The 24,983-nt window shown below is 66.2% G+C and carries 23 protein-coding genes and 1 riboswitch; of the genes, 12 read left to right on the forward strand and 11 right to left on the reverse strand.

Annotated elements, in window-relative coordinates; genetic code table 11:
- Positions 1 to 90: 90 nt before the first annotated feature.
- Positions 91 to 2,280 (forward strand): excinuclease ABC subunit UvrB, encoded by a 2,190-nt coding sequence (gene uvrB, locus E0504_RS10110; protein ID WP_131623945.1) that lies wholly within the window; start codon positions 91 to 93, stop codon positions 2,278 to 2,280.
- A 13-nt stretch (positions 2,281 to 2,293) separates the two neighbouring features.
- Here the strand turns inward: uvrB and E0504_RS10115 are convergent, their stop codons facing one another.
- Positions 2,294 to 3,133 (reverse strand): hypothetical protein, encoded by an 840-nt coding sequence (locus tag E0504_RS10115; RefSeq protein ID WP_131623603.1) that lies wholly within the window; start codon positions 3,131 to 3,133, stop codon positions 2,294 to 2,296.
- Between the two features lie 150 nt (positions 3,134 to 3,283).
- Here E0504_RS10115 and E0504_RS51260 point away from each other — a divergent pair, with 150 nt between their 5' ends.
- The gene (locus tag E0504_RS51260) at positions 3,284 to 3,502 is read left to right on the forward strand and encodes a GFA family protein (RefSeq protein ID WP_207912437.1); all 219 of its coding nucleotides are present in this window, start codon (positions 3,284 to 3,286) and stop codon (positions 3,500 to 3,502) included.
- A 57-nt stretch (positions 3,503 to 3,559) separates the two neighbouring features.
- On the opposite strand, the gene E0504_RS10125 is transcribed toward E0504_RS51260, so the two are convergent.
- The 3 genes from E0504_RS10125 to uvrA form a co-directional block, all read right to left on the reverse strand.
- On the reverse strand, positions 3,560 to 4,276 hold the full coding sequence (locus E0504_RS10125; RefSeq protein ID WP_165938461.1) for a YecA family protein: 717 nt from the start codon (positions 4,274 to 4,276) through the stop codon (positions 3,560 to 3,562).
- Between the two features lie 83 nt (positions 4,277 to 4,359).
- On the reverse strand, positions 4,360 to 5,781 hold the full coding sequence (locus E0504_RS10130) for an NERD domain-containing protein (RefSeq protein ID WP_131623607.1): 1,422 nt from the start codon (positions 5,779 to 5,781) through the stop codon (positions 4,360 to 4,362).
- Positions 5,782 to 5,790: 9 nt separating this feature from the next.
- The gene (gene uvrA, locus E0504_RS10135) at positions 5,791 to 8,715 is read right to left on the reverse strand and encodes an excinuclease ABC subunit UvrA (RefSeq protein WP_131623609.1); all 2,925 of its coding nucleotides are present in this window, start codon (positions 8,713 to 8,715) and stop codon (positions 5,791 to 5,793) included.
- Between the two features lie 227 nt (positions 8,716 to 8,942).
- On the opposite strand from uvrA, the gene E0504_RS10140 reads away from it, so the two are divergent.
- The 3 genes from E0504_RS10140 (at position 8,943) to E0504_RS10150 (ending at position 13,944) form a co-directional block, all read left to right on the forward strand.
- A complete protein-coding gene (locus tag E0504_RS10140; RefSeq protein WP_207912438.1) occupies positions 8,943 to 11,039 on the forward strand; it encodes a M13 family metallopeptidase in 2,097 nt (698 codons plus the stop codon).
- A gap of 54 nt (positions 11,040 to 11,093) precedes the next feature.
- Positions 11,094 to 11,630: an RNA 2',3'-cyclic phosphodiesterase gene (thpR, locus tag E0504_RS10145; RefSeq protein WP_131623611.1), complete on the forward strand. Its 537-nt coding sequence runs from the start codon at positions 11,094 to 11,096 to the stop codon at positions 11,628 to 11,630.
- Between the two features lie 100 nt (positions 11,631 to 11,730).
- On the forward strand, positions 11,731 to 13,944 hold the full coding sequence (locus E0504_RS10150) for a M3 family metallopeptidase (protein ID WP_207912439.1): 2,214 nt from the start codon (positions 11,731 to 11,733) through the stop codon (positions 13,942 to 13,944).
- Here the strand turns inward: E0504_RS10150 and E0504_RS10155 are convergent.
- The 4 genes from E0504_RS10155 to E0504_RS10170 are packed head-to-tail and all read right to left on the reverse strand — an operon-like array spanning position 13,941 to position 18,311.
- Positions 13,941 to 14,681, reverse strand: coding sequence for an ABC transporter ATP-binding protein (locus tag E0504_RS10155; protein WP_131623613.1), 741 nt, complete (start codon positions 14,679 to 14,681; stop codon positions 13,941 to 13,943). The genes E0504_RS10150 and E0504_RS10155 overlap by 4 nt on opposite strands.
- The gene (locus E0504_RS10160) at positions 14,678 to 15,655 is read right to left on the reverse strand and encodes an iron ABC transporter permease (protein WP_131623615.1); all 978 of its coding nucleotides are present in this window, start codon (positions 15,653 to 15,655) and stop codon (positions 14,678 to 14,680) included. The genes E0504_RS10155 and E0504_RS10160 overlap by 4 nt, the downstream gene beginning before the upstream one ends.
- A complete protein-coding gene (locus tag E0504_RS10165) occupies positions 15,652 to 16,461 on the reverse strand; it encodes an ABC transporter substrate-binding protein (protein WP_131623617.1) in 810 nt (269 codons plus the stop codon). Before E0504_RS10165 ends, E0504_RS10160 begins: the two co-directional genes overlap by 4 nt.
- A gap of 5 nt (positions 16,462 to 16,466) precedes the next feature.
- Entirely contained in the window at positions 16,467 to 18,311 is a 1,845-nt protein-coding gene (locus E0504_RS10170; RefSeq protein ID WP_131623619.1) for a TonB-dependent siderophore receptor, read from the reverse strand.
- A 91-nt stretch (positions 18,312 to 18,402) separates the two neighbouring features.
- Positions 18,403 to 18,585: riboswitch (cobalamin riboswitch) on the reverse strand.
- A 155-nt stretch (positions 18,586 to 18,740) separates the two neighbouring features.
- Between E0504_RS10170 and E0504_RS10175 the strand changes: the two genes are divergently transcribed.
- Complete coding sequence (locus E0504_RS10175) at positions 18,741 to 19,865, forward strand: cell wall hydrolase (RefSeq protein WP_207912440.1); 1,125 nt, start codon at positions 18,741 to 18,743, stop codon at positions 19,863 to 19,865.
- 402 nt (positions 19,866 to 20,267) lie between these two features.
- Here E0504_RS10175 and mscL read toward each other — a convergent pair whose 3' ends face one another.
- On the reverse strand, positions 20,268 to 20,693 hold the full coding sequence (mscL, locus tag E0504_RS10180) for a large conductance mechanosensitive channel protein MscL (RefSeq protein ID WP_131623621.1): 426 nt from the start codon (positions 20,691 to 20,693) through the stop codon (positions 20,268 to 20,270).
- Positions 20,694 to 20,860: 167 nt separating this feature from the next.
- Here mscL and E0504_RS10185 point away from each other — a divergent pair, with 167 nt between their 5' ends.
- Genes E0504_RS10185 through E0504_RS10205 form a run of 5 tightly spaced genes read left to right on the forward strand, consistent with a single transcriptional unit; the run spans position 20,861 to position 24,380 of the window.
- Positions 20,861 to 21,532 carry a LemA family protein gene (locus tag E0504_RS10185; RefSeq protein ID WP_131623623.1) on the forward strand — a complete coding sequence of 224 codons (672 nt, stop codon included), beginning with the start codon at positions 20,861 to 20,863 and terminating at the stop codon, positions 21,530 to 21,532.
- Between the two features lie 3 nt (positions 21,533 to 21,535).
- Positions 21,536 to 22,351, forward strand: a complete 816-nt coding sequence (locus E0504_RS10190; protein WP_131623625.1) for a YgcG family protein — start codon at positions 21,536 to 21,538, stop codon at positions 22,349 to 22,351.
- Positions 22,352 to 22,363: 12 nt separating this feature from the next.
- Positions 22,364 to 23,038 (forward strand): TPM domain-containing protein, encoded by a 675-nt coding sequence (locus E0504_RS10195; protein WP_131623627.1) that lies wholly within the window; start codon positions 22,364 to 22,366, stop codon positions 23,036 to 23,038.
- On the forward strand, positions 23,038 to 23,595 hold the full coding sequence (locus E0504_RS10200) for an NUDIX hydrolase (protein ID WP_131623629.1): 558 nt from the start codon (positions 23,038 to 23,040) through the stop codon (positions 23,593 to 23,595). Before E0504_RS10195 ends, E0504_RS10200 begins: the two co-directional genes overlap by 1 nt.
- Positions 23,596 to 23,597: 2 nt before the next feature.
- Positions 23,598 to 24,380, forward strand: coding sequence for an SDR family oxidoreductase (locus tag E0504_RS10205; RefSeq protein ID WP_131623631.1), 783 nt, complete (start codon positions 23,598 to 23,600; stop codon positions 24,378 to 24,380).
- 40 nt (positions 24,381 to 24,420) lie between these two features.
- On the opposite strand, the gene E0504_RS10210 is transcribed toward E0504_RS10205, so the two are convergent.
- Both E0504_RS10210 and E0504_RS53420 read right to left on the reverse strand, forming a co-directional pair.
- On the reverse strand, positions 24,421 to 24,639 hold the full coding sequence (locus E0504_RS10210) for a PspC domain-containing protein (RefSeq protein WP_131623633.1): 219 nt from the start codon (positions 24,637 to 24,639) through the stop codon (positions 24,421 to 24,423).
- Positions 24,636 to 24,758, reverse strand: a complete 123-nt coding sequence (locus E0504_RS53420; RefSeq protein WP_282595924.1) for a hypothetical protein — start codon at positions 24,756 to 24,758, stop codon at positions 24,636 to 24,638. The genes E0504_RS10210 and E0504_RS53420 overlap by 4 nt, the downstream gene beginning before the upstream one ends.
- A gap of 40 nt (positions 24,759 to 24,798) precedes the next feature.
- Between E0504_RS53420 and E0504_RS50310 the strand changes: the two genes are divergently transcribed.
- Positions 24,799 to 24,972 carry a hypothetical protein gene (locus E0504_RS50310; RefSeq protein ID WP_165938462.1) on the forward strand — a complete coding sequence of 58 codons (174 nt, stop codon included), beginning with the start codon at positions 24,799 to 24,801 and terminating at the stop codon, positions 24,970 to 24,972.
- The last annotated feature ends 11 nt before the right edge of the window (positions 24,973 to 24,983 follow it).

Here is a 24,983-nt window from a genome sequence, read left to right on the forward strand (position 1 = left end):
AGAACGACGGGATTCATCGCGAGACTGCGGCAGGACGCCGGAAAGCGCAATCACTTGCCCGTGCCCGTTTCGTTCCCCATATCGCGCGGCATGGCCGAACTCGTCATCCGCCGCGGGCTCGAGGAGCCCGACACCTCCGACAAATTCGTACCGCACAAGCCCGCCCGGCCCGAGAAGTCGATGGGCGGCCGGCGGTTCGAGTTGATCAGCGAGTATCAACCCGCCGGCGATCAGCCGACCGCGATCGCGGAGCTGACCGCCTCGGCGCGGGACGGCGACCAGACCCAGGTTCTGCTGGGCGTGACCGGGTCGGGCAAGACATTCACGATGGCCAAGGTCATCGAAGAGCTGCAGCGCCCCGCCCTGATCCTCGCGCCGAACAAGATCCTCGCCGCCCAGCTCTACGGCGAGTTCAAAAGCTTCTTTCCCAACAACGCGGTCGAGTATTTCGTCAGCTACTACGACTACTACCAGCCCGAAGCTTACGTACCCCGGTCGGACACTTACATCGAGAAGGAAAGCTCGGTGAACGAGGCGATCGACCGGATGCGCCACTCGGCCACCCGCGCCCTGCTGGAGCGCGATGACGTGATCATCGTTGCCTCGGTCTCGTGCCTCTACGGCATCGGATCGGTCGAGACGTACTCGGCGATGATCTTCGATCTCAAGAAGGGCGCCAGCGCCGACCAGCGCGAGATCATCCGCAAGCTCGTTGCCCTCCAGTACAAGCGCAACGATGCCGCCTTCCAGCGCGGCAACTTCCGCGTGCGCGGCGACAGCCTGGAGATCTTTCCTTCGCACTACGAGGACATGGCCTGGCGCGTCAGCTTCTTCGGTGACGAGATCGAGGAGATCAGCGAGTTCGATCCGCTCACCGGCACCAAGGGCGCCAGCCTCTCCAGCGTGCGGGTCTACGCCAACTCGCACTACGTCACCCCCGGCCCGACGATGAAGCAGGCCAGCGCCGCCATCAAGTTCGAGCTGGAGGAACGCCTTAAGGAGCTCCACGCCGAGGGCCGCCTGCTGGAAGCGCAGCGGCTGGAGCAGCGGACCAATTTCGACCTCGAGATGATCGCCGCCACCGGAAGCTGCGCCGGCATCGAGAACTACAGCCGCTTCCTCACCGGCCGCCTGCCCGGCGAGCCGCCGCCGACGCTGTTCGAATACCTGCCCGACAACGCCCTGCTGTTCGTCGACGAAAGCCACCAGACCGTTCCCCAGATCGGCGCGATGGCCAAGGGCGACCACCGCCGCAAGCTGACGCTGGCCGAATACGGCTTCCGCCTGCCCAGCTGCATCGACAACCGCCCGTTGCGCTTCAACGAATGGGACGCGATGCGCCCGCAGACGTTCGCGGTTAGCGCCACGCCCGGAAACTGGGAGATGGAGCAGACCGGCGGCGTGTTCGCCGAACAGGTCATTCGCCCCACCGGCCTGATCGATCCCCCGGTCGAAATCCGCCCGATCGAGGACCAGGTCCAGGACTGCATCGCCGAATGCAAGGCAACCGCCAAGCAGGGCTTCCGCACCCTGGTCACCACGCTGACCAAGCGGATGGCGGAGGACCTGACCGAGTTTATGCACGAGCAGGGCGTTCGCGTCCGCTACATGCACTCCGACGTAGAGACGCTGGAACGGATCGAGCTGATCCGCGACCTGCGGCTGGGCGTGTACGACGTCCTCATCGGCATCAACCTGCTGCGCGAGGGGCTCGACATCCCCGAGTGCGGGCTGGTCTGCATCCTCGACGCCGACAAGGAAGGCTTCCTCCGCTCCGAAACCAGCCTCATCCAGACCATCGGCCGCGCGGCGCGCAACGTGGACAGCAAGGTCATCCTCTACGCCGACCGGATCACCGGCAGCATGGAGCGGGCGATGGCGGAGACCGACCGCCGCCGCGCCCGGCAGCAGGAATACAACGCCGAACACGGCATCACCCCCACCACCATCCGCCGCGACATCCAGGACATCGTCGCCCACACCGCGAGCCAGGACAGCGTGGTCATCGGCACCGGCGATGACGAGCGCAACAACCTCGTCGGGCACAACCTGCGCGCCTACATCCAGGACCTCGAAAAACGGATGCGCGCCGCCGCCGCCGACCTGGAGTTCGAGACCGCGGGCCGCCTGCGCGACGAGATCCGCCGGCTGGAGGCGGACGAGCTGGGCTTGCCCGATGGCACCCAGCCGACCGCGCCGGTGGTGGGCCGCAGCAACGAAGGCAAGCCCGGCACCCGCAAGACCCGCTACGGCAAGACGCAGCGCAAGTTCGGGCGCTAGGCCGCGGGGCGGGTCACCCGGCCCCGGCCAGCGGCTCCCAGGGCGTCAGCTCCTCGGTAAAGGTCCACTCCTCCGGGTCGTCGTGCTCGCCGGGCGGGACGACCAGCCACCACCGCGCCACCTGCGCCTCGAACGCGGCCATCTGCTCGGCCTCCACCGCGCCCGAGGGATAGCCGTAGATCTCGCCAGGCAGGCGCGCACCGGCGGGGCGGGCGGCGTCCATCGCGTTGAGCAGGCGATCGACCCGCGGCACCATCGTGCCGGTATGCTCGCACCATTGCAGCTCTGCTCCGGAAGACGGCGCGGCGGGCGGAGCCGGGGGCGGAGCGGCCTCCGCGTCGCCCGAAGTGTCACACGTGTCACACTGTTCTGGCGAGGAACCTGCCCCCTCCCCGTGCGCCGCTGGTTCGCCGCTGGCGAAGCGGTCCAGCGCGTCGTCGAAGTCGCCTGCCAGGGCCGCCGCATCGGCATCGTCCGCCAGCTTGTCGAGCCGGCCGAGGTGCGCGAGCAGCAGCCGCGCGTCATAGCGGCGGCGGGTGGCGACGACCTCGCCGTGATACCACACCTCCTCCTCCACCCCGTCGATCGCGCGGGTCGCGAGCACCTCTTCCGCCTGCGGCCGCGCGGCGAGCAGCGCGCCGTCCCACAACCGCCGGAACACCGGATCGCTGCGCCGCGCGCGGTAGGCGGTGCGATAGCACACCCCCACCCCGCGCGCCGCCGCGCGCACGCTGCCGCTGTCCGCCAGCGCGTGGAGGAAAGCGGTCTGCAGCGGCCGGGGGAAGCTCCGCTGGACCGGCGGCGGCGCGGCGCCCGGCTGGTCGATCACGGCGGGCAGAGAGGCAGGGGTCATCGATCCGCATCCTTCAAGGGTTGAGGCGCCTTCACTCGAAAGGCCATGCGAATCGCACCATCTATGGCATGCGGGGGCCTGTAGGACAGCGGTTTGCGCGGGGAGCGCGGTGTTCCACGCCGCGGCGATCTTCGGGCAGAAGCGGTGCGCGTGACCGGCGAGACCCGCCACTGGAAGCATCGCCACTTCTGCCCCACCTGCGGCGGATCGGTGTTCGCCCGCTGGGACGACGAGATCGAAGTCCACCTCGGCACCCTCGACGAACCGAGCCGCTTCACCCCGACCTACGAAAGCTGGACCGTGCGGCGAGAGGACTGGCTGCCGGCGTTTGCGGGGACGCGGGGGTTTGAACACAACCGCGAGGAGTAGCTGGCGCAGTAGCCCTGCGCTCGCGAGGAGCTATCCGGGTTCCTCGGTGAGAGCCAACTAATTCAAACAACACCTTTTGAATTTCCTCCCGCTCCCACAAGGACAAGCATCGTTGCGTCCAACCTTCCGTTTCAAGAAAGGCGATCTTTCGAGGTTCCGTTGGCGATAGGGCGCTACCTGTCTTTCCAGTGCAGCATCGATGACCCATGGGAATTCTAAGCCAGTCATCATGACAGGGGAACCATGCGGATCGATAGTGATCCCGTACCAGCGGTCGACCTTGAGAGCATACTTACGCATTTCGCAATGATTCAGAAGAGTGGTCCGAGCATTCTCCCGGGTTTCGAGATTGCAATGGACCGAAATCCCCCCGCCGCCCTTCAGAGCGATCGAGAAATCATGATGCTTACTATCAGCTAGGGTCATACTCATTATCTTGCGGAGGCCTCGGTTGAGAACATTAGCGGCCTCGCCGTCCATAGAAAGAAAAATCTCCCCTAATCGATGTACGTCAGGACGGTTTGACTTATTGATGTAGTCGAGCAGGTTTCCCGTCGGAGTGCCCTCAAATCGCGTAAGTTGTCCTTGGGGCGTCGCCTGACCAGGGATTCCAATGCGACGGACAGCCATAGCTAAATCCAGCTCGACCATGAAGTCGTCAGCCAAAGCTACAAAGTGATTCTCTTCGACATGCAGGTTCATTTTGATGTAGGAAGAGAGAGCAACCAACTCATGTGAAACCTGCAAAATCCCCATCGATTTGGCACGCTTCACGAGGTAGTCCGTAAAATACAATGGCGTTGATAACATTTCCGCCATTACGTCGAGTGTAAAAACGTCTGTAACTAGAGGTAAATTTAGCTTTTTCTCCTCCCGGAGGTTGAGACTTGTAGTACTTTGATTTGCAAGCGCCGGTAGTGTTCACTAGTGATACAAATAGGAAAGTACTCCCGTACGTTGCCATGCTTGGCAATGTCGATCTCGACGTCATCGACGAAAGCTTTCACTCCATCCCTGAGAAAGGTTGCGCAGTCTACAGCCTGATCGTAAGCTTCCTGAACCGCCTTTTGAAAATCTTGAGCGATCGCCTGATCGTCGCCTTCCCATGACGCGAGGGTTAGCCTCTTAGACTTCGCTTGAACGATGAATGCGCGATATCCATAGAATAGGATGACATCGGCTTCGCCAATGGCATTTCCCGCATCGTTCTTAAAAACCACATTTCTGTATACAAAGTCGGTTGGAAACACCTTACAGAACGTAAGCTCGACAAATCTCTCGGCGAAATGGCCTCGGGTCTGAGAATGCTCCCCTAAGTACCGTTTATCTTTGGAAATCCAATAAAACGGATTTTCGTATAAGGCCGCCATTGCTCCATACTCGAGAAAGGAAAGTAGCGCGCCATTTTTGAGCCGCGTTAGTGGGTGCGTAGCTGCCTTATTGTAAGAGCCAACTCTTGAGATTTTAAGCTCAGGGTCTAGCTCCGTGATGGTGAACGCCTCGACGATCTTTTCCACCTTTGCACGGCTCAGCGGTACGAGATTGATTATCTCATCTATCGAAAAGCCAAAGATCGGCAGCCAAGTCCATTCTGTAGGTCCCTGCTGCCTAAGTGTCCGCTGATGCGTCTGAAACTTGTCTGAGCCAATCTTTCGGATGGCGGTCAGCACATCGGCCGCCTCACCAATGTCGAAACCCATATTTTTCTGAAGCCAAGCTGCGTCAGGGGCATATCGTTCTCGAGCGAGCGCCTCATATTGGAATGGAAATGCTGATTCACCACCGTAGAAAATACCCTCTCTGAGGAGGACGCCGCTACGGAGAGGATTAGCTTTCTCGTCTCCCGCTCGATGGGCTTGAAGCGCCCCAAAGAACACTTCATGCCCTTGAGCAATTATGGCCTGATGCAATTCCTCTAAGAGCGCGATCGCGTCGTCGACATAAGCGGTGGTGACGGATGGATCTTGAAGGGTTGGGTCAACCGCGCCGGATAACATCAGGCCGATCAGCAAGTTAGTTTCGTTACGGATTAATCGATCTGGGCTGTAGATTTTCAGAAAATCATCGACTGTAAAATCATCAACAGCAGTAATCACATTGCTTTGGAAAGTTAGAGTCGCCAAAGCATGAACGAAACCAGGGCTTTGTGATAAGCGTCTAAGATCATCCAATACGACTGCTTCTTCGCGCGGCGGACGATGCCTCGCACCGTCTTCCGCCCTTTTCGAGTCCTTCCGTCGCGACCGCTTCGTCGACCGTCGAGACTTCTCTACGCTCACCCCACCCCCTCACTCATTCGCTCGCGCAGCCCCCCCCGCCTTCTCCAACATCGGCCGCAGGTAGTGCCCTGTGTAACTTCGTGGCTCCTTCGCCACGTCCTCCGGCGTGCCTTCCGCCACGATCTCCCCGCCGCGCACGCCGCCTTCGGGGCCGAGGTCGACGATCCAGTCGGCGGTCTTGATCACGTCGAGGTTGTGTTCGATCACCACCACGCTGTTGCCCTGGTCGACCAGGCGCTGGAGCACTTCGAGTAGCTTGCGCACGTCCTCGAAATGCAGGCCGGTGGTCGGTTCGTCGAGGATGTAGAGCGTCTGCCCGGTGGAGCGGCGGCTGAGTTCCTTGGCCAGCTTCACCCGCTGCGCCTCGCCGCCCGACAGCGTGGTCGCCTGCTGGCCGACCTTGACGTAGCCGAGGCCGACTTCGTTCAGCATGTGCATCTTGTCCCGGATCGGGGGGACGGCCTTGAAGAACTCCTCCGCGTCCTCGATCGTCATGTCGAGCACGTCGGCGATGGAGAGGCCCTTGAACTTCACCTCCAGCGTTTCGCGGTTGTAGCGCTTGCCGTGGCATTCCTCGCAGGTGACGTAGACGTCGGGCAGGAAGTGCATCTCGATCTTGATCAGCCCGTCGCCCTGGCACGCCTCGCACCGGCCGCCCTTGACGTTGAAGCTGAAGCGACCCGCCTTGTACCCGCGCGCGGCGCTTTCGGGTAACCCTGCAAACCAGTCGCGGATCTGGGTGAAGGCGCCGGTGTAGGTCGCCGGGTTGGAGCGCGGGGTGCGGCCGATCGGCGACTGGTCGATCTCGATCACCTTGTCGCAGTATTCGAACCCCGTCACCTGGTCGTGCGCGCCCGCGATCACCCGCGCGCCGTTCAGCGTGCGCGCGGCGGCGGCATAGAGCGTGTCGATGGTGAAGCTCGACTTGCCCGATCCGCTGACCCCGGTGATGCAGGTGAACGTGCCGAGCGGGATGCTGGCGGTGACATTGCGCAGGTTGTTCGCCCGCGCGCCGTGGACGGTGATGTGCTGGCCGTTGCCGGGGCGGCGCTGGGCCGGGATCGCGATCTGGCGGCGGCCGGTGAGGTAGTCAGCCGTGAGGCTGTTCTTCGCCTTGAGCACCTGCTTCAGCGTGCCCTGCGCGACGATCTCGCCCCCGTGCACGCCTGCGCCGGGGCCCAGATCGACCACATGGTCGGCGGTGCGGATCGCGTCCTCGTCGTGCTCGACCACGATCACCGTGTTGCCGAGGTCGCGCAGCCGCTTGAGCGTGAGCAGCAGGCGGTCGTTGTCCTTCTGGTGGAGGCCGATCGAGGGTTCGTCGAGCACGTAGAGCACGCCCGATAGTCCGCTGCCGATCTGGGACGCCAAGCGGATGCGCTGGCTCTCCCCGCCCGACAGCGTGCCGCTGGTGCGATCGAGGTTGAGGTAGTCGAGCCCGACGTTGTCGAGGAAGCCCAGCCGCTCGTTGATCTCCTTCAGGATCGCGCGGGCGATCTGGTTCTGGGTGTCAGTCAGCTGGTCCGGCAGGGCGAGGAACCAGTCCTTGGCCATCGTCACGCTCATCTGCGTGGGGGTGGCGATGTCGGTCCCGGCGATCTTGACGCTCAATGCCTTGTCGTTGAGCCGCTTGCCGAGGCAGGTCTCGCACGCCTGAGCGGTCTGGTACTTGCCCAGCTCCTCGCGCATCCACGCGCTTTCGGTCTGCAGCATCCGGCGGTTGAGGTTGCCGATCACCCCCTCGAACGCCTTGCGCACGGTGTATTCCTTGCGCCCGTCCTTGAAGGTGAGCGGCACGGCCTTGCCCTTGGTGCCGTGGAGGATGACGGTCTGGTTGTCCTCCCCCAGCGCCTCCCACGGGGTGGTGAGGTCGAAGCCGAACTCCTTTGCCAGGCTACTCAGCACCTGCATGTAGTACGGGCTCGGCGGGTTGGACTTGGCCCACGGCACCACCGCGCCCTGCTTCAGGCTGAGGTGCTCGTTCGGCACTACCAGCTGCGGGTCGAACAGCAGCTTTTCGCCCAGGCCATCGCACGCCGGGCACGCGCCCTGCGGGGCGTTGAACGAGAACAGCCGCGGCTCGACCTCCTCGATGGTGAAGCCGCTGACCGGGCAGGCGAACTTTTCGGAGAACACGATCCGGTTGGCGGGGAGTCCCGCCCCCTTCATCGCGCCGCCCGCCTCGCCCTCGGCCTCGCGCCCCGGGACCACGCCGTCCGCCAGGTCGAAATAGACCAGCCCTTCGGCCAGCTTCAGCGCCTGTTCGAAACTGTCGGCCAGCCGCGTTTCGATCCCCTCGCGCACGGCGAGACGATCGACCACCACTTCGATGTCGTGCTTGAACTTCTTGTCGAGCGCCGGCGCCTCGCCGATCTCGTACATCTCGCCGTCGATGCGCACGCGGGTGTAGCCGGCCTTCTGCCACTCGATCAGTTCCTTGCGGTATTCGCCCTTGCGGCCGCGCACCACGGGCGCGAGCAGATAGGCGCGCGTGCCTTCGGGCAGGGTCATCACCCGGTCGACCATGTTGGACACCGTCTGCGCCTCGATCGGCAAGCCGGTGGCGGGCGAATATGGCACCCCGACCCGCGCCCACAGCAGGCGCATGTAATCGTAGATTTCGGTCACTGTCGCCACGGTCGAGCGCGGGTTGCGCGACGTGGTCTTCTGCTCGATCGAGATGGCGGGGCTGAGGCCGTCAATATGCTCGACATCGGGCTTCTGCATCATCTCAAGAAACTGGCGCGCGTAGGCGCTCAAGCTCTCGACATAGCGCCGCTGCCCTTCGGCATAGATCGTGTCGAACGCGAGGCTCGACTTGCCGGAGCCGGACAACCCGGTGATGACGATCAGCGCATCGCGCGGCAGATCGATGTCGATGCCCTTGAGATTATGTTCGCGGGCGCCACGCACGCTGATCTGAGTGAGAGACATAGGGGTAGCGTGTTCCGGTTTCGTTCGCGAGTGTCAAGAGATGCGCGGGACGCCCTCCCCCGCCGAACGTGCGATGTGGGGGTCGGGGTCCGGAATGCAACGTCTGGCGCCGCCGGCTCGGGCCGCAGCATGGGCGCCCGCGTTCGTCGGGTGAGCTGGCCCGCTGGTCGACCAGCCCTCGCCCGGGCCGCCGAACCGGTTTCACCACCAATTACTTGCGCGGCCGCATGCGCGGCGCCAACCACGTGTCGATACCCAGGGGACCGGATCACATGACCAGCTTCAAATCCATGCTAGCCACCGCCACGGCGCTCGGCCTGTCGCTCGCCGCCGCGCCGGCGCTGGCGCAGAACACCAGCGCTGCTGACAACGAACAGATCGTCGTCACCGGACAGGCGGCGATCGGCGATTACGGGCTCGACCTCACCACGCGCGATCTCAGCGCCAGGCCGGGCGACGATTTCGAACGCTACGCCAGCGGCGCGTGGATCGACCGGACCGATATCCCGGCGGACCGGGCTTCCACCGGATCGTTCGTCGACCTGGGCGAACGCTCGCAGGAACAGGTGCGCGATCTCGTCACCGCGCAATCCGCCGCGCAGACCAAGTACGGGATGCTCTACCGCACGTTTCTGGACGAGGCCGCGGTGGAGCGCGCCGGTGTCGCCCCGTTGATGCAGGACATCGCCCGCGTCCGCGCCATCGGTGACAAGACGGAATTCGCCCGCTTCATGGGCTCAACCTACGACAAGTTCGGGACCACCCTGTTCGGCGGCGGGCCCTATGCCGACACCGGCAATCCCGAAATGAACGTGCTGTGGTTCGGCCAGAGCGGGCTGGGACTGCCGGAGCGCGATTACTACTTCAACCCGCAGTTCGCCAAGCAGCGCGCCGCGTACCAGGACTATATCGAGCGGACCTTCCGCGCCATCGGCGTGGCCAATCCCGCCGTCTCGGCGCAGGAGGTGCTGGCGTTCGAGACGTACGTGGCGCAGCTTTCGTGGCCGATCGCCGACCGGCGCGACATCGGCAAGATCAACAACCCCATGTCGAGCGCGCAGCTGGCCGCGTACGCACCGGGGATCGACTGGAACGCTTATTTCCAGGGCGCGGGCATCCCGCCGCAGGACCGGATCATCGTCAACGAGAACACCGCGATCAAGGCGCTGGCGGAGCTGTACGCCAGCACCGATCTCGACACGCTGAAGCTGTGGGAGCAGTTCCACGTCGCGCACCAGGCCTCGCCCTATCTGAACAAGCAGATGGTCGACAGCCGCTTTGCCTTCACCAGCACGCTGTCGGGTGTCAGCGAACAGCAGCCGCGGTGGAAGCGGGCGATCACCAACGTCAACACCTCGCTGGGCGAGCTGGTGGGAGCGGCATACGTGGCCGAATACTTCCCCGCGGTCGCCAAGACCCGGATGGAGGAGCTGGTCCGTAACCTGAAGCTGGCGATGGCGGACCGCATCCGCGGCAACGACTGGATGGGCTCCGCCACCAAGGATGCCGCGCTGGAGAAGCTGGAGAAGATGCAGGTCATGGTCGGCAATCCCGACGAATTCCGCAACTTCGACGGGCTCCAGGTGTCGCCCACCAGCCTGTACGACAACGTCAGGAACGCGACCAAGTTCAACGCCGACTATGCGATGAGCGATCTTGGCAAGCCGGTCGACAAGAAGAAGTGGGTCATGAACCCGCAGACGGTGAACGCCTACAACGGCGGGCTGGAGAACAAGATGGTGTTTCCGGCCGGAATCCTGCAGCCGCCGTTCTTCGATCCTTACGCCGATCCGGCGGTCAATTATGGCGCGATCGGCGTCGTGATCGGTCACGAGATCAGCCACGGGTTCGATGACCAGGGCCGCAAGATCGACGCCAACGGCGCGGTGCGCGACTGGTGGACTCCGCAGGACGCCGCGCGGTTCGAGAAAGAGGCCAAGGTCTTCGGCGATCAGTACGCGAAATACGAAGCCGTGCCGGGCGCGTTCGTGAACCCGGAACTGACGATGGGCGAGAACATCGCCGATCTCGCCGGCGTGCTCGTGGCCTACGATGCCTATCACAAGTCATTGGGCGGCAAGGAAGCGCCGGTGATCGACGGGCTGACTGGCGACCAGCGGTTTTTCCTCGCCTATGCGCAGGTGTGGCGGTCCAAGGCGCGCGAGGACGATCTGCGCAGCCAGGTCACCACCGATCCGCACAGCCCAGAACGGTTCCGCACCATCGGCCCGCTGCGCAACGTGGATGCATGGTACGCGGCGTTCGACGTGGAGCCGGGCGACAAGAACTACATCCCGCCTGAACAGCGCGCGCGGATCTGGTAAAGACGGTCGCAGCGGCCGCGGGCACCCACCGCGGCCGCCGACTGGAGCTGCGCCATGCCTCGTCTGTTCGTCGCCCTGCGGCCGCCGGAACCCGTGCGTGACGCGCTGTTCGATTTAATGGGCGGCGTGGAGGGCGCGCGGTGGCAGAGCGACGACCAGTTGCACCTGACCCTGCGTTTCGTGGGCGACATACCGCCGCCTGACGCGGAAGACCTCGCCGCCGAGCTTGGCCGGGTGCGCGCCGCCCCGTTCGCGCTGAAGCTGAGCGGAACGGGTCAATTCGCGCGCAAGGGCCGGCCGCACACGCTATGGGCGGGGGTCGCCCCCTCGCCCGATCTTGCCGCGCTGCAAGCGAAAGTCGAACGCGCCTGCCAGCGCGCCGGGCTGCCACCCGAAGGACGCAAGTTCGCCGCCCACGTCACGCTCGCCCGGCTGAGCGGCGCCGCCGGGCCGACCGGCGCGTGGCTGGCGCAGGCGGGACCGCTCCGCACGCCTGAATGGCCGGTGGACGCATTCCAACTGGTCGAGAGCACCCTTGGCACCGGGGGATCGCACTACGAGCCGGTCGTGCAATATCCGCTGCGGCCATAGTGGTTGCAGCGGCAACCAATCCGCGGCTCAAGCGTAGTTGCTGACAGCGCAACCCGCCTCGCGCGGGCCTGCGTGTTCCCAGGGAGAATTTCACTTGAAGATGACCAGGCTTTTCGTCGCAGCGGCTGTCGGCTCGCTGCTCGCAGGATGCAGCACGATGCAGAATACCACGATGGACGGCCCCGCCGTCGCCCTGCCGCAGGCGACCGGTTACTTCGCCGCCGACAGCACGCTGCCGCTGCGCGCGCCTGACTTCAGCAAGATTTCCGACGGCGACTTCCGTCCTGCTTACGAACAGGCGATGGCGATCCACGATGCCGAGATCCAGGCGATCGTGAACAACCGCGCCGCGCCCACCTTCGAAAACACGATCGTCGCGCTGGAGCAATCGGGCGCGATGCTGGGCCGGGTGGGCCGGGTGTTCGGCACGTTGACCGGGGCCAACACCAACGACACGCTGGACGCGATCGACGCCGAGATCAGCCCCAAGCTGACCCAGCATTACGATGCGATTAGCCTGAACCCTGCGCTCTTCCAGCGGGTCAAGGCGGTGTATGACGGGCGCGCTGCGCTGAACCTCGACACCGAGGACGCCAAGCTGCTCGAAGACACGTATGAAGGCATGGTCCACGCCGGCGCGCAGCTGACCGCGGCGCAAAAGGAACAGGTCAAGGACATCAACACCCGTCTGTCGGCCGCGACCACCACGTTCGGCCAGCGGCTGACCCAGGCGACCAAGGACGCAGCGCTCGTCATCACCGAGGAAGCCAAGCTCGCCGGCCTGTCCGATGCCGACATCGCGGCCGCGAAGAAGGCGGCGACCGAGCGCGGGGCGCCGGGTGCGCAGGTCATCACCCTGCAGAACACCACCCAGCAGCCAGCGCTCGCGACGCTGACCGATCGCGCTACGCGCGAAGCGCTGTTCAACGCGAGCTGGAACCGCGCCGAGACGGGCGGCGAGAACGACACCCGCGCGCTGGTGGCCGAGATCGTCCAGCTCCGCGCGCAGAAGGCCGCGCTGTTCGGCGCGCCCGATTGGGCGACGTACCAGATGTACGATCGCATGGCGAAGAATCCCAAGACCGCGCTCGATTTCATGCAGCAGATGGTCCCCGCGCTCGAGGCGACCCAGCGGCGCGACGCCGCCGCGCTGAATGCGGAGATCAAGGCCAGCGGCCAGAACTTCACCGTCAAGCCGTGGGACTGGGCGATGTACGCCGACAAGCTCAAGGCCAAGAAGTACGCGATCGACGAAGACGCGGTGAAGCCGTATTTCGAATTGCGCCGCGTGCTGGAAGACGGCGTGTTCTTCATGTCGAACCGGCTCTACGGCCTCAGCTTCAAGCAGCGGACCGACCTGCCCGTCTACAACCCCGACGTGTGGGTGTACGACGTGTTCGAAGCCGACGGCAGCCAGCTGGGCATCTTCTACTTCGACCCGTTCCAGCGCGACAACAAGCGCGGCGGCGCGTGGATGAGCAACTTCGTCGAGCAGTCCAAGCTCAACGGCACCAAGCCGGTGATCTACAACGTGCTCAACATCCCCAAGGCGCCCGAGGGCCAGCCGCAGCTCGTCAGCTTCGACTGGGTGGAAACGACGTTCCACGAATTCGGCCACGCGCTGCACGGGTTCTTCGCGAACCAGAAATACGAAAGCCTGTCGGGCACCGCGACCGCGCGCGACTTCGTCGAATACCCGAGCCAGGTCCACGAGATGTGGGCCAGCCACCCCGAAGTGCTGGCCAACTACGCCAAGCATTACCAGACCGGCGCCCCGATCCCGCAGGAACTGATCGCCAAGATGGAAGCGGCGTCGAAGTACGACCAGGGCTACCAGTTCGGCGAAGTGGTGGAAGCCGCGCTGCTCGACATGAAGTGGCACGCGCTGACCCCCGCGCAGGCGGCGGCGATCAACACCCCGGCGGCGGTGAACACGTTCGAGAACAACGCGCTCAGCGAACTCGGCCTCGCGGTGGACCTGGTGCCGCCCCGGTACCGGACGAGCTACTTCCGGCACATCTTCTCCGATCCGGCGGGCTATTCGGCGGGGTACTATTCGTACCTGTGGACCCAGATGCTCGACCGCGACAGCCGCAAGTGGTTCATGGAGAACGGCGGCCTGACCCGGCAGAACGGCGATCACTTCCGCCGCACGGTGCTGAGCCAGGGCGGCACGCAGGACTACTTCGAGATGTACCGGGCGTTCACCGGGCGCGAACCCAACGTGCAGCCGATGCTCGAAGCGCTCGGCCTGACCGGCGGCACTGGCTCGGGAACGAGCACGATCCCGAGCAGCGGTGACGAGACCGGCTAAGCGGGAGGGCGTCCCGCCACCAGTGCCCGCGCGCCCGGCTCTCCCAGCCAGCGCGCGGGAACGCCCCAGACTTGCTGGATGATCGCGGCCGACAGCGCTTCTTCGGGAGCGCTGTCGGCCGCTTTCGTACCGCGGTCCAGCACCACCACGCGGTCCGCATGGTTCATCGCCAGCGCCAGGTCGTGCAGCACCAGCACCACGCCAACGCCGGCATCGGCCGCGTGCCGAAGGTGCGCCAGCAGGCTGAGTTGATGTGCGAGATCGAGCGCGGCGAGCGGTTCGTCGGCTAGGATCCAGCGCGGCGCCCCCGCCAGCACACGCGCCAGCAGCACCCGCGCCTTCTCGCCGCCCGACAGGCGCGACACCGGACGATCCGCCAGCGCGATCAGGTCCAGCGCGGCGAGAGCGCCGTCCACTTGCGCGGTGCCCCTATCGCGGTGCGGCAGGCGCCCCAGTGCGACCAGGGTGCGTACGGCCACATCCCATGCCACTTCGCCGTCCTGCGGCAGGTAACCGATCGCTTTCGCCCGTTCGCGCGGATGCACCTCCTGCAACTCCGCACCGTCCAGAGCCACCGATCCGGTGTCGGGGCGGAGCAATCCTGCAAGGCACTGCAGCAGGCTCGACTTGCCCGCGCCGTTGGGGCCGCAGATCGCGGTGATCCGCCCCGGCTCCAGCGCCAGAGATAGGGAATTGAGTCGGCCTTCCAGCGAGACATCGTTCGCGCGCAGGATCATGCCAGCCCCCCTGGCCGGCCCAGGCGCATCCGCAGCAGCAACCACAGGAAGAACGGCGCGCCCACCAGGCTGAGCGCGATGCCGAGGCGCAGCTCCGTCACCAGCGGCAGCACCCGGCACACGCAGTCCGCCACCAGCACCAGCAACGCGCCGGCGAGCGCGCTCGGCAGCATCACCGACGATGGCCGGCGGTCGGTCAACGGGCGCACGAGGTGCGGCACGATCAGCCCGACGAAGCCGACGATCCCGGCGACCGCGACCCCGCTGCCCACCGTCAGGCCCACGCCCGCGATCAGCCAGCCCTGCATCCGGCGCGGCTCCATGCCCAGGCTGCGCGCCGCGCCGTCCCCCAGCACCAGCGCATCGAGATCGCGCGCGGCCATCGCCAGGCAGCCGATCCCGGCGAGCGTCAGCGGGAGGGCAATCCACACCTCGCGCCACGACCGGTCGGTCAGCGCGCCCATCAGCCAGGTAACGATCTCGCTCATCGCAAAGGCATTGGGCGCAAGGCTGATGGCAAAGCTGGTCAGCGCGCCCGCCAGGCTGGCGATCATCATGCCCGCCAGCGTGAACAGGGCGATGCCCCCTGTCCCGCTGAGGGTGCGCCCCGCGATCAGCGACAGCAGCGCCATCGCGCCGGCTGCTCCCGCCAGCGCGAAGACCGGCAGCAAGTAGGGCGCGGCGGCGAACCCGAACCACAGGCTGGCGACCGCCCCCAGCGCCGCACCCGGCGCGATCCCGAACAGCCCCGGATCGGCGAGCGGGTTGCGCAAGTATCCCTGCATGGCGGCGCCGCTTGCCCCTAGCCCGCCCCCGATGATCAGCGCCAGGAGACTGCGCGGCAGGCGCAGTTCGGCCAGGATCGCGGCGGCGTTGGGCGTGCTCCACGGATCGACCCACACCCGCCCCGCCAGCAGCGACAGCGGGAAGGCCAGCGCGATCAGGGCGAGGAGGATGACGGCAGCGCGCGTCACGACAGCCCTTCCCTGATCTGGGCCAGCCGTCCCGCCGCCCGGATGATCGTCGGCCCGCCGCAATAGAGCAGCGCCGGATCGAACGCGGCGCGCTGCAACTGCGGCACGTGCCGGAGCGCGGGGTGGTGCTGACCGCGCTCGCTGCCCGCTACCAGCAGCACGCGCGGCGGATCGCTCAGCAGGCGCTCGAGCGACAGGTAATCGGCTTGCCCCAGTCCGCGCGCCGCGGCGTGGTTGGCAAAGCCGGTGCGGCGCATCAGTTCGCTCACCAGCGCGCCGTCGCCCGGCACGATGCCGCCCGGCTGCCACAGTATCGCAGGCATCGGCGCGCCGGACGGACGGGCGGCTGCCAGGGCCGCCTCGATCCGCGCGACCAGCGCCTCGCCCCGTTCGGGATGCCCGGCCAGCGCGGCCAGTTGGCGAACCTGCGTAAGGCTGTCAGCCACGGTCGAGGCGATCCCGACCGTCTCGACCCGCAGGTCGAGGTCGGCCAGTGCGCCGCGTGTCGCCGGGTCCATGAAGGTGGTGCCGACGACCATGTCCGGGTTCAGCGCCAGCACTTCCTCCACGGTCCCGCCGGTTGCGCGGAACCGCTTTGCCAGCGCCAGATCCATCGACGTGCCGCGCGGATCGTGGCTGTAATGGCTCACCGCCAGGATCTGCGCGGGGTCGGCGACCTCGGCAAGGATCGCGTCGGTGCACGGGTTGAGGCTGACGATCGTCGGGTGGGCGGGCGGCGCTGCGGCCGGGGGCGCGGCCGCCCGCGGCGCAGCGCACCCCGCCAGCAGCGCCAGCGCGGCCAGCATGGCCCTCACAGCCGGACCCGCGCCCCCACGAACGCCGCCCGCCCGCGCGTGCCGTATCCGGCGACTTCGGTGTAACGCGCATCGAACAGGTTCTCGATGCGGCCGAACAGCTCGAACGTGTCGCCGAGCGGGACACTGGCGCGCACGTCGGTCAGCACATAACCGTCAAGCGCGGTGAAGTTGCCGGCATCGTCGAAGCTGTCGCCGACCAGGCGGACGTCGCCGCCAAGCGTGAGCCCGAACGGCGCGCTCCAGTCGGCGGTCGCGGTCAGCGCATGGCGCGGCCGGCGCGCGAGCCGGTTGCCGGTCGCGCGGTCCTCCGCATCGAGATAGCTGTACGCGACGCTGGTCCGCAGCCGTTCGCTCGGCGCAAGACCGAACTCGACCTCGAACCCTTGCGCGCGGGCGCGGCTGACGTTGTCGTACGTGCCGAACGGGCGACCGGTGCAGATGCCGCCGCTCACGCCGAAGCAGGAAACGAAGTCGATCAGGTCGCTGCTGTCGCGCCGGTACAGCGTCACCGCACCCCAGGTGGGCGCGGCCCGGGTCCGCCAGGCGAGGCCGACATCGAAACTGCGGCTGCGTTCGGGCTGGAGCGCGGCGTTGCCGTAGTCGCTCAGCAGCTGGAACAGCGTCGGCGCCTTGAACCCTTCGCCATACGATGCGCGCACCCGCAGGTCTGGTGCGACTTCGTAGCTGGCGTCGGCTCCCATGCTGGTCTCGCCGCCGAACCGCGCGTGGCGGTCGTGGCGCAGCCCGGCGTGGGCGGCGAGCTTGCCCAACTCGATTCCTGCTTGCGCGTAAGCGCCCCAGATGCTGGTCCGCTCCACCGCGTCGAACGAGGTGGCGAAGCGGGTCCACTCACTCTCCCCGCCGAAGTTCACGATCAGCGGGCCGATCGGGCGCCACTCCCCGCGCAGGTCCACCCGCTGCGAATGGCCATCGGTGGTGTAGTTGGGAGCGGCGCTGTCCTGCGTGTCGAACGTCGCGCGCTCGGTGTCGGCGAACGAGTAAGCCCCGCGCAGGTACAGCGGCCCGCTGTCGTAGATCGCGCCGCCCGCACCGGTGTACTGCCGGGTGTGCTGGCGCTCGTCGGTGTCGGCAAAGGTGAAGCTGGGCGCCGGATATCCGTCGAGATCGAGATCGCCTTCGACATATCGCCCCAGCGCGAACAGTTCGAGCGCGGGCGACAGGTAGGCGCGGGCGCGCAGGTTGCCGGACCACTGTTCGGACCCATCGGCCTCGCTGCCGGATGCCGCTGCCGAGAAGCCATCGGTCCGCTGCCACCCGGCCGATCCGCCGAGGAAGAACGCGTCGCTCCCCACGCCGCCGCTGGCGGTGAGATAGCTACTGTCGTCCGCGCCGTATTCGCCACTGGCGGTCAATCCGCGGCGGTTGCGGGTCGTGACGAGCAGCACCCCGCCGATCGCATCCGATCCCCAGATGGTGGAATTGGAGCCGCGCAGCAGGTCAAGCTTCTCGACCTCGCCCGCCGCCAGGTTTCCGAAGTCGAACCCGCCGCCGGGCGCGGCCGGATCGGCGACCCGGACCCCGTCGATAAGCACCAGCAACTGCTCGGCCGCCGCGCCGCGCACGCGCACGCCGGTGAAGGCGCCCGGCGGGCCGTTGCGGGTGATGGTGACGCCCGGCGCGCGGCGCAGGACCCGGGCGATGTCGGCCCCCTGGACCGCGTCGATCTCCGCCTCCCCGATCACGGTGACCGGCTGGCCGGACACTTCCACCTCGCTGCGGGTACCGGTCGCGGTGACGGTGATCCCGGTGTCGGGAATCTGCGCCGCGGCAGACGAAGCGCACGCCGCGACACTAAGCAAAAACAGATACTTGGGCATTGATCCTCCTGTCATGTGCGAAGTCGCTCATGACGAAGGCCGGGCCGCAACTGCCCCCCCTGCGCTTGCCTTCGGTACACCCCGCCCGCCGGCTCGAACGACCATCACCGGCAGGTCTCCTGGCTCCCGGATTACCAGCTTGCCCCCGCCTTCCCGGTGTCCCAGTGGCATCTGGGGGCAGCCTCCCCGGTCACAGTTGCGGGGGCAGCGGGGGCATCGCACCCCCTTCCCTCTTAGGCCCGCTTTCGCGAGCACCCATGACGTCGCGGCGCCCATAGGCGGCAGCGCGGCCTGAGGCAAGTTAACCGGTGGTGAGGCATGCGAGGTAACCATTCCCTGCGGGCTGTTCCGCCAAGGGACACTGCCAGTCACCGCGCTCGCGCCAACCGGTGTGCGGACGTAGGCGCACTTGCTGTCCAAGGAGCCATGTTGCCCGCATCACCTCGCCTGCCCCGCCGCCCGCGGCCTCCCCGGCCGATCGACCGGCTGCGTGCGCTGCTGACGCTGGACGGTCCACACCGGGGGCGGCGGCTGCTCACGCTCGCCGCGGCGATCGCCGTGCCGGCGATGGCCGCGCCCGGTGAATGGGGCGCTTTCGACGATGCCGGCAGCCCGGCGGCGGCGCGCGTGATGCCGTTCGAGACACCGGGCGAAAGCTTTCCCGGGTCGGCGTTCTTCTACCTGATGGATGTGCCGGCGGCCCCGTCGGACGATCTGGCGCTCACTGACGACTTGCCGCCGCCGCTCGACACCGGGGCGCACTCCGACGCGGACGAGCCACTAGCCGGTGCCCCGGCCCGCGCGTTCACCGCGATCGGCAGCGGGCTCGACAAGGCGCGCGCGCTACAGTGCATGACGCTGGCGCTGTACTACGAAGCGGCAAACGAGCCGACCGAGGGGCAGCGCGCGGTGGCGCAAGTGATCCTCAACCGCGTGGCGCATCCCAGCTATCCCAACAGCGTATGCGGGGTGGTATTCCAGGGCAGCGAGCGGCGCACCGGGTGCCAGTTCAGCTTCACCTGCGATGGCTCGCTGGCACGGGTTCCGTCCCGGACGACATGGGCGCGCGCCCGCTCGGTCGCCGCTGCATCGCTGGCGGGATACGTGTACCGGCCGATCGGCCTGGCCACGCATTATCACGCGACGTACGTGCTGCCATACTGGGCCTCCAGCCTGCAGAACGTCGGGACGATCGGGCTGCATACGTTCTACAAGTGGCGCGGGCTCGCCGGACGCTCCGAAGCCTTCGCCGCGCGCTACCGCGGCGGGGAGCCAATGGCTGCGCCGCACCCGCGCAGCGAGGCCTTGACCCCCGACTCCGCGCCCGATCCCGTCCTGCTGGCGCAGGCGTACGAGGCGGCGAAACGCAAGGCGGCGGCGCAGTCGGCAGCGTATGTCCCGCCCCCGCCCCCCGCTTACAGCGCGGCCGTGCAGGCGCGCGGCGGGGACGCCGCATTCAAAGCGGAAAACCTGCCGCAGACGAGCGGGATCAAGGCGGAGTACGCGAACTCAGGCCGTTGGATCGGCCACCCTTCTAAGGCGCCAGCGATGTAGAGAAGGTGGGGCGGTTCTGTTGCTAGGCCCGCCCCGGGCCCCCGGTTTCCGATTCTGTTACCCGGTTCGGTCCGAACCGTGCTCAAAGCCTTGTAACTTCAGGGCGTTAGCCCCTAGAATTACGCAGCGAGAGCAAGTGCTTCGTTGTCGTTGGCACTTGTGGGTTTTGAGCCTTGAACGGGTTACTCAGCCCGAGCAAAAACGATGCTTTTCAATACACGTCGATCCTAGTTCGGCCCCGTCATTTCCCCTGCAACGCCAGAGGAGGTGGTGGAGCCGCCGGGTACTGCCCCCGGGTCCGCTGTATCTATTGCACACCGCAATTTATCGCCATATCCGGCCTTCGGTTTCCCTTGGACCGGCACCGACGGATATAGTCGCCCTTCGCTGAATGTGAAGTGACTAGACGCGCCGCCGCAGCTCATCGCGGATTTCCGCCAGCAGCTCGATCTCGCTCGGCCCCGCTGGCGTTTCGTCCGGACGGCGATTGACCTTGTTGGCGGCCTTCACGACCAGGAAGATGACCCAGGCCACGATCAGGAAGTTGACCACCTGGGTCACGAGGTCGCCATAACCGATCATCGGCACGCCCGCTTCCTTGAGCGCGGCATAGTTCGTCAGCGAACCATTGTACGTCTCAGGTATCGGCCCCAGACGAATGAAATAGCTTGAAAAATCGGTGTTGCCGAACAGCCAGCCGATCACCGGCATGATGACGCTGTCGGTGAGCGACGTGACGATCTTGCCGAAGGCCGCGCCGATGATCACCGCCACCGCCAGATCAAGCACGTTGCCGCGGTTGATGAATTCCTTGAACTCTGTGAACACAATCCACCTCCTGCCCGGTTATGTCAGCGTGAGATGTGCCCCCGATTTTCTTGAGTAGCAAGCGGTGGGCCGCTTGAACGCGCCGGCCGGTGTGCTAGAACCGCAATACAGGCCGGGCGCGCCTTTCGCGCCGTGTTGACAGCTGCTTGCATAGGATGCTCGACGCAATGACCTTCACCACTCTCCGCCGCACCGTCGTGGTCGCGATGGCCGCGATCGGCCTTTCCGCCTGCGGCATCAACTCGATCCCCACCAAGGAAGAAACCGCGAAGGCGCGCTGGGCCGATGTCGAGGCAGCGTTCCAGGAACGTGCCAATCTCGTTCCCAATCTCGCCGAAGTCGCCAAGGGCGCGGCAGAGCAGGAGCGCGGCATCCTCACCGACGTGATCGAGGCCCGCGCGAAGGCGACGAGCGTCCAGATCAACGCCGACGACCTGACCGATCCCGCCAAGATGGCGGAATACCAGGCGGCGCAGAACCAGCTGAGCTCGGGCCTTGGCCGCCTGCTCGCGAACTTCGAAGCGTATCCCGACCTCAAGTCCATCACCAATTACCAGATGCTGCAGGGCCAGCTCGAAGGGGTCGAGAACAAGGTCCGCATCTCGATCCGCGACTACAACGAGGCGGTGCGCGACTATAACACCGAGATCCGCACGTTCCCCAGCGCGATCGGCGCCAACGTGATCTACGGCGCGAAGCCGATCGTGCCGTACAAGGCGGTCACCGCTGGTGCCGAAGTGGCGCCCACGCTCGACATGACGCCCTCCGGTTCGGCCACGCGGGCGACCGGCGCCAATGACAACGCGCCGGCGCCGACCGCTTCGGCCGCGAACCAGTAAGCCTTGGCGCGCTCACTCGCGCTGGTCTTCGCCTGGCTGGCGGCGCTCCTCGCGTCGCCAGTCGCGGCGCAGGAGTTTCCCGCTCTCACCGGGCGGGTGGTCGATGCGGCCAACATCCTCCCGCCCGCGGTCGAGGCGCAGCTCGACAGCAAGCTGACCGCCTTCGAACAGCGCAACCAGCGCCAGTTCGTCGTCGCCACGGTGCCGAGTCTGCAGGGCTATGACATCGCCGATTACGGTTACCAGCTCGGGCGCAAGTGGGGCATCGGCGACGAACAGCGCAACGATGGGGTGATCCTGCTGGTCGCCCCGAACGACCGCAAGGTGCGGATCGAGGTCGGCTATGGCCTGGAGCCTGTCCTGACCGACGGCTATTCCACGCTGATCGTGCAGAACACCATCCTGCCAAAGTTCCGGGCGGGAGACATGCCCGGCGGTGTCGTCGCGGGTACCGACCAGATCATCCAACAGCTCGAGCTGCCGGCCGAAGAAGCGGCCAAGGTGGCGCAGGCCGCAGAGACACGCGTGCGATCGGGTGGCGAAGGCGGGTTCCCGTTCGGCCTGCTGATCTGGGGCGGGTTCCTGCTGTTCTTCGTCATCCTGCCGATGATGCGCGGCGGGCGTAAAGGCCGGCGCTATCGCGAGCGTGGCGGCATGGGCGGCGCAGTGGGCAATATCATCCTGTGGGAAGCGCTCAGCGCGGCCGCTCGCTCAGGCGGTGGTGGAGGCGGCGGCTTTGGCGGCGGCGGTTTCGGCGGCGGCGGTTTCGGGGGTGGCGGCGGCAGCTTCGGCGGCGGCGGCGCATCCGGTGGCTGGTAGCGGGGGCTGACGATGGCTTATCTGAACGATGCCGAGCATGCGCAAGTCTCGGCCGCAGTCGCCGCGGCTGAACTGGAGAGTGCAGGCGAGATCGTCACCGTGCTGGCCGATCAGTCCGATGGCTACAGCGACATCCAGCTCGCCTGGTCCGTGCTGGTCGGCACGCTCGCGTTGGCCGCATTCACGCTGATGCCCGACTTCTACTTGCGCCTTGTCGAATGGCTATTCGGCGGGTGGAACCACGAATGGACCACGCGCGAAATTCTCTCATTGGCGCTCGCCGGGTTCGTCGTGAAGTTCGCGGGCACCTGGCTGATCCAGCTGTGGCGGCCGCTCAAGTTCGCGCTGATCCCCGCCCCCATCAAGCAGGGGCGGGTGCGCGACGCGGCGGTGCGTCACTTCAAGGTCGGGGCGGAGCGGCGCACGCACGGCCGCACGGGCGTGCTGATCTACCTGTCCATGCGCGAACACCGGGCCGAGATCGTCGCGGACGCCGCGATCGCCACGCAGGTTTCGGCGGAGGTCTGGGGCGAGGCGATGGCCGACATGCTGGTGCACATCCGTGAAGGCCGCATCGCGGACGGGCTCAGCGCAGGCATCGCCGATGTCGGCGCCGTTCTGTCCGAGCACTTCCCGCGCGCCGAGGATGATAGCAACGAGCTTCCCGACCGCCTGATCGAGGTGTGATGTCCAGCGACCAGCCCAACCTGCCGCCCGATGCGGAGGCGCCGGAGGAGGTCGTGTGGGAAGGCCGCTTCATCGTCGCGCGAAAGCGCGGGCGGTGGGAGTACGTCAGCCGGGCGCGCGGCATTCGTGCGGCGCTGATTGTGGCGATCGATCAGGGGCACGTGCTGCTGGTCGAGCAGTTCCGTGTGCCGATGGGCATCCGTTCGCTCGAGCTGCCGGCCGGCCTTGTCGGCGACGCCGACGATGCGGACGAGGAGGCCGAAACCGCCGCGCGCCGGGAACTGGAGGAGGAAACCGGCTACCGCGCCGGCCGCATGGACGACTGCGGCCAGTTCTTTTCCTCGCCCGGGATGTTGTCAGAAAGCTTCCACCTGTTCCGCGCCACCGGCCTTACGAAAGTCGGCGACGGCGGCGGGACGGACAGCGAGGACATCACCGTCTACCGCGTGCCGCTGGACGAAGTGCCCGCGTTCGTCGAAGAACGGCGCCAGGCGGGTGTCGGGATCGACGCCAAGCTGCTGCTCCTCTTGGGAGCATCGATCATCGGGAGAGGGTGACTATGAGTGGACGGGTAGCGGGCAAGCTGGCGCTGGTGACGGGCGCGGCGCAAGGATTGGGCGCGGCGCACTGCCAGGTGCTCGCACGCGAAGGCGCGCGGGTGCTGTGCACCGACGTCAACGGCGCCGGGGCGGAAGCGACCGCCGCCGCGATCAACGATGCGCACGGCGCGGGCACCGCCTTCGCCATGCAGCACGATGTCACGAGCGAAGATCAGTGGAACGCCGCGATCGAGATGGCGCGGGACAAGCTCGGCGGACTGTCGGTGCTGGTGAACAATGCGGGTGTCGGCGTGCGCGGCAACATCGAGACCTGCACGCTCGAAGAATGGCGCCGCGGTTTCGCGATCAACGTCGAAAGCGTGTTCCTGGGCTGCCAGAAGGCCCTGCCGCTGATGAAGGACAACCAGCCCGGGTCGATCATCAACATCAGTTCGATCGCCGGCCTGATCGCGAGCGACACGATGCCGGGCTACAACGCCAGCAAGGCGGCGGTGTGGATGCTGTCGAAATCGGTCGCGCTCTATTGCGGCAAGATGGGGTGGAATATCCGCTGCAACTCGGTCCACCCGACGTTCGTCGACACGCCGATCCTCGACGGGATGGTCGCGAACTCGGGCCGCGAGAAAAGCGTTATCATGGACAAGCTGGCTCGCCAGATTCCGCTCAAGCGGGTCGGGGAACCCCGGGAGATCGCCGATGGCGTGCTGTTCCTCGCCAGCGACGAAAGCAGCTTCATGACCGGGGCGGAGCTAAAGCTCGACGGCGGCATCAGCGCGATGTGAGGCGGCATGAGAAAGGGCGCGGAATACCCCCGCGCCCTCCTCAGTCAGCGATCAATGCGATCGCCAGATAGATCAGGACAAACGATCCAAGACCGATGATCGTGCCGATGGCGAACACGGCGCGGACGATCATGGGATCGATCCCGAAGTGGCGGCCGATCCCGGAACACACTCCGAAGATCTTGCCATTGGCGCGGTCGAGGCCGAACCCCGATGGCACGGGGGTCACAGCGGGGCGCTGGCGGTCGATGGCGCTCATGCCATGACGCCCGGGAGCAGCGCACCACCGTTTGCGGGAGCGATTGCCATCGACAGCATCACGAGGGTGAAAGCGGCTGACATGAGAGCGGCACCGAGCTTGTTGTTGAGTACGGGCATTTCCTGATTTCCTTGTCCAAGCGTTCCATCGGATCATCCGGTGGATGCCGCATACTTCGCAAGCAGCGTGCCAATTCGCGAAACCGCAGAATTCCGCCATTTTCGGTCTCGGTCCGATGTCTGCGCGATTAACGTCGCGCTCATCATCGGGAAATTTTACCAACAGTTGGTATCGGCGAAATGGCGGCTGGCGGCAGCGGTGCCGCACCGCTAACCGAGGCACTT

This window comes from Parafrankia sp. BMG5.11 (assembly GCF_004337455.1).

Coding starts and splice junctions, on each gene's coding strand:
- E0504_RS10165 (WP_131623617.1), bottom strand. CDS start 16,461: ATGCTGGCCGCGCTGGCGCTGCTGGCGGGGTGCGCTGCGCCGCGGGCG.
- E0504_RS10155 (WP_131623613.1), bottom strand. CDS start 14,681: ATGATCCTGCGCGCGAACGATGTCTCGCTGGAAGGCCGACTCAATTCC.
- E0504_RS53420 (WP_282595924.1), bottom strand. CDS start 24,758: ATGCCCGTACTCAACAACAAGCTCGGTGCCGCTCTCATGTCAGCCGCT.
- E0504_RS10170 (WP_131623619.1), bottom strand. CDS start 18,311: ATGCCCAAGTATCTGTTTTTGCTTAGTGTCGCGGCGTGCGCTTCGTCT.
- E0504_RS10150 (WP_207912439.1), top strand. CDS start 11,731: ATGACCAGGCTTTTCGTCGCAGCGGCTGTCGGCTCGCTGCTCGCAGGA.
- uvrA (WP_131623609.1), bottom strand. CDS start 8,715: ATGTCTCTCACTCAGATCAGCGTGCGTGGCGCCCGCGAACATAATCTC.
- E0504_RS10140 (WP_207912438.1), top strand. CDS start 8,943: ATGCGCGGCGCCAACCACGTGTCGATACCCAGGGGACCGGATCACATG.
- E0504_RS10205 (WP_131623631.1), top strand. CDS start 23,598: ATGAGTGGACGGGTAGCGGGCAAGCTGGCGCTGGTGACGGGCGCGGCG.
- E0504_RS10210 (WP_131623633.1), bottom strand. CDS start 24,639: ATGAGCGCCATCGACCGCCAGCGCCCCGCTGTGACCCCCGTGCCATCG.
- uvrB (WP_131623945.1), top strand. CDS start 91: ATGGCCGAACTCGTCATCCGCCGCGGGCTCGAGGAGCCCGACACCTCC.
- E0504_RS10185 (WP_131623623.1), top strand. CDS start 20,861: ATGACCTTCACCACTCTCCGCCGCACCGTCGTGGTCGCGATGGCCGCG.
- thpR (WP_131623611.1), top strand. CDS start 11,094: ATGCCTCGTCTGTTCGTCGCCCTGCGGCCGCCGGAACCCGTGCGTGAC.
- E0504_RS10200 (WP_131623629.1), top strand. CDS start 23,038: ATGTCCAGCGACCAGCCCAACCTGCCGCCCGATGCGGAGGCGCCGGAG.
- E0504_RS10195 (WP_131623627.1), top strand. CDS start 22,364: ATGGCTTATCTGAACGATGCCGAGCATGCGCAAGTCTCGGCCGCAGTC.
- E0504_RS10115 (WP_131623603.1), bottom strand. CDS start 3,133: ATGACCCCTGCCTCTCTGCCCGCCGTGATCGACCAGCCGGGCGCCGCG.